The 3,104-nt window shown below is 72.8% G+C and carries 3 protein-coding genes; 1 reads left to right on the top strand and 2 read right to left on the bottom strand.

The window, feature by feature from the left end:
• The coding region (locus E1298_RS45605) for an FmdB family zinc ribbon protein (protein ID WP_131903600.1) at window positions 1-175 on the bottom strand (175 nt) is incomplete at its 3' end.
• Between the two features lie 15 nt (window positions 176-190).
• The gene (locus tag E1298_RS45600) at window positions 191-700 is read right to left on the bottom strand and encodes an HNH endonuclease (protein WP_131903599.1); all 510 of its coding nucleotides are present in this window, start codon (window positions 698-700) and stop codon (window positions 191-193) included.
• A 311-nt stretch (window positions 701-1,011) separates the two neighbouring features.
• Between E1298_RS45600 and E1298_RS45595 the strand changes: the two genes are divergently transcribed.
• Entirely contained in the window at window positions 1,012-3,102 is a 2,091-nt protein-coding gene (locus E1298_RS45595) for a prolyl oligopeptidase family serine peptidase (RefSeq protein WP_131903598.1), read from the top strand.
• Window positions 3,103-3,104 lie beyond the last annotated feature (2 nt).

Here is a 3,104-nt window from a genome sequence, read left to right as displayed (position 1 = left end):
GCTGGGGACGGGGGGAGCCGGCCCGGCCGGTGCCGGTGACGGCGACCGTGGAGAGCAGCTTGACCGTGTCGTCGTGGCCGTGGGGGCAGGGCGCCGGGTCCGAGGCGTTGATCATCGGGCGGGAGACCTCGAAGGTCGACCCGCAGGCGCGGCAGCGGTAGTCATAGCGTGGCACGCGACCAGGATACGGTCAGGCGGCCGGTTCCGACACGTACGCCGCCCACTGGGGGTCGCCGTCGTGGACGATCCCGATGAGCCGCCAGTGGGCGCCCCGGGGCACGCCGGGGGTGATGCTGAGCGTCCAGCCCAGTTCCTCCAGGAGCCGGTCGGCCTTGCGGTGGTTGCAGGTCATGCAGGACGCGACGCAGTTCTCCCAGACGTGCTTGCCGCCGCGGCTGCGCGGGTGGACGTGGTCGATGGTCTCGGCGCGGCGGCCGCAGTACACGCAGCGGAAGTTGTCGCGGCGCATCAGCGCGGCGCGGGTCAGCGGCACCCGGGTCCGGAACGGGATCCGCACGTAGCGGCGGAGCCGGATCACCGACGGGACCTCGATCGCCATCGTGGCCGAGTGGAGCACCGCGCCGGAGGTGTCGTGGTGGACGATCTCCGCCTTCTCCCGAAGCACGAGGCAGACCGCTCGCCGAAGCGGGAGCGTGGTGAGTGGTTCGTAGGTCGCGTTCAGGAGGAGGACTTGTCGCATCAGACGCCCTCCGCCGGGCATCGTGGTCCGTTGGCCTCGGCGGGCGCGGCTGAGCGCGCCTCCCACCGAGGCCCGATTATTGTCTCCGGCACCTGCGCACCCGCCATGAGGTCCTCCTCAGGGGCGAACCGACCCGAAATCAGTGTGGCGTCTGAGGAGCCCGTTCGCTACCCCAATAATCCCCCTCCGTGTGCCTGATCGAACGCAAAAACACGCCCGGTACCTGCCAAAGTGGCGTCAGGGACGGCGCTGCGGGCGTCCGGCGGGCGGATCGGAGCGGGTGAACCGCAACGGCCAATACAGTTCATCCCATGACCGGAACGCCGTACCCGCCCGCGCCGCGCCAGGACATCGTCGAGGACCTCCACGGTCACCGGGTCGCCGACCCGTACCGCTGGCTGGAGGACGCCGACAGCGACGAGACCAGGGCGTGGCTCGCCGCCCAGGACGAACTCTTCCACAAGGTCGCGGACGCCCTGCCCGGGCGCGAGGGGCTGCGGCGGCGGCTCGGCGAGCTGCTCGGGGCCGGGAGCGTCGGCTCGCCCGTGTGGAGGGGCGAGCGGCGGTTCTTCACGCGCCGGACGGCCGAGCAGGAGCATCCGGTGCTCTACACCGTCGGCCCGGACGGCACCGAGCGCGTCCTGGTGGACCCCGTGGCGCTCGACCCGGACGGCACCACGACCCTCGACGGCTGGCAGCCCGACCGCGAGGGCCGCCTCCTCGCCTACAAGGTGTCGACGGGCGGCGACGAGGAGTCGCTGCTGTACGTGATCGACATCGCCACGGGCGAGCGGGTGGACGGGCCCATCGACCGGACGCGCGAGTCGTCGGTGGCCTGGCTGCCCGGCGGGGAGGCGTTCTACTACGCCCGCCGCCTGCCCGCGCGGGCCGTCCCGCAGGGCGAGGAGCAGTACCACCGGCGCGTCTACCTGCACCGGGTCGGCACCGAGCCCGACACCCACGACGTCATGATCTTCGGTGAGGGCCGGGACAAGACCAACTACTACGGCGTCGACGTCAGCCAGGACGGCCGCTGGCTGACGATCTCCTCCGCCCAGGGCACCTCCCCGCGCAACGACCTGTGGATCGCGGACCTGTCGGCATCCTCGCCCGCGCGGCCCGCGATGCGCGCCGTCCAGGAGGGCGTGGACGCCGCGACCGGCATCCTGGTGGGCCGCGACGGGCGCGCCTACATCTTCACCGACCGGGACGCGCCGCGCTCGCGGCTGTGCGTGGCCGACCCGTCCGACCCGTCCTACGGGACGTGGCGCGACCTGGTCCCGCAGGACCCCGAGGCCGTCCTCGGCGACTTCGCGATCCTGGACTCCGCCGAACTGGAGCGGCCCGTCCTGCTCGCCGGGTGGACGCGGCACGCGATCAGCGAGATCACCGTGCACGACCTGGCCACCGGGGAGCGGCTCGGCGCGATCCCCATGCCCGGCCTCGGCTCGATCGGCGGGATCATCGAGCGTCCCGAGGGCGGGCACGAGGCATGGTTCGGCTACGCCGACAACGTCACCCCGTCCTCGGTCCTGCGCTACGACGCGCGCACCGGGGAGACGACGCTGTGGGCCTCCGCACCGGGCACGGTCGAGGTCCCCGAGATCGAGACCCGCCAGGTCGCCTACACCTCGCGGGACGGCACCGAGGTCCGGATGCTGGTGTCGTCGCTTCCGGGCTCCTCGGGGCCGCGCCCGGCCGTCCTGTACGGGTACGGCGGCTTCAACATCCCGCTCACCCCCGCCTACTCCGCCGGCATCCTCGCCTGGGTGGAGGCGGGCGGCGTGTACGCGGTCGCGAACCTGCGCGGCGGGTCGGAGGAGGGCGAGGAGTGGCACCGCGCGGGCATGCGGGAGCACAAGCAGAACGTCTTCGACGACTTCCACGCCGCCGCCGAGAAGCTCGTCGCGGACGGCCTCACCACCCCGTCCCAGCTGGCGATCTCCGGCGGGTCCAACGGCGGCCTGCTGGTCGGCGCCGCTCTCACCCAGCGGCCCGACCTCTACCGCGCGGTCGTCTGCTCGGCCCCGCTCCTGGACATGGTGCGCTACGAGCGGTTCGGCCTGGGGCAGACCTGGAACGACGAGTACGGGACGGCCGACGACCCCGAGGAACTCGGCTGGCTCCTCGCCTACTCCCCGTACCACAACGTCCACGCCGGGACCGCCTACCCGGCCACGCTGTTCACGACGTTCGGCAGCGACACCCGCGTGGACCCGCTGCACGCCCGCAAGTTCTGCGCCGCGCTCCAGCACGCGACCGCCTCGGACGCGCCGATCCTGATGCGCAACGAGGCCGAGGTGGGCCACGCCGCCCGGTCGGTGAGCCGCTCGGTCGCCCTGACGGCCGACACGCTCGCGTTCATGGCCGCCCAGACGGGCCTGGGCCTGCCCACCCCGTGACC

The organism is Actinomadura rubrisoli (genome assembly GCF_004349215.1).
Taxonomy (GTDB): Bacteria; Actinomycetota; Actinomycetes; order Streptosporangiales; family Streptosporangiaceae; genus Spirillospora; species Spirillospora rubrisoli.
The sequence above is the reverse complement of the archived record's forward strand: the minus strand, read 5'-3'. Positions and strand labels throughout refer to the sequence as shown.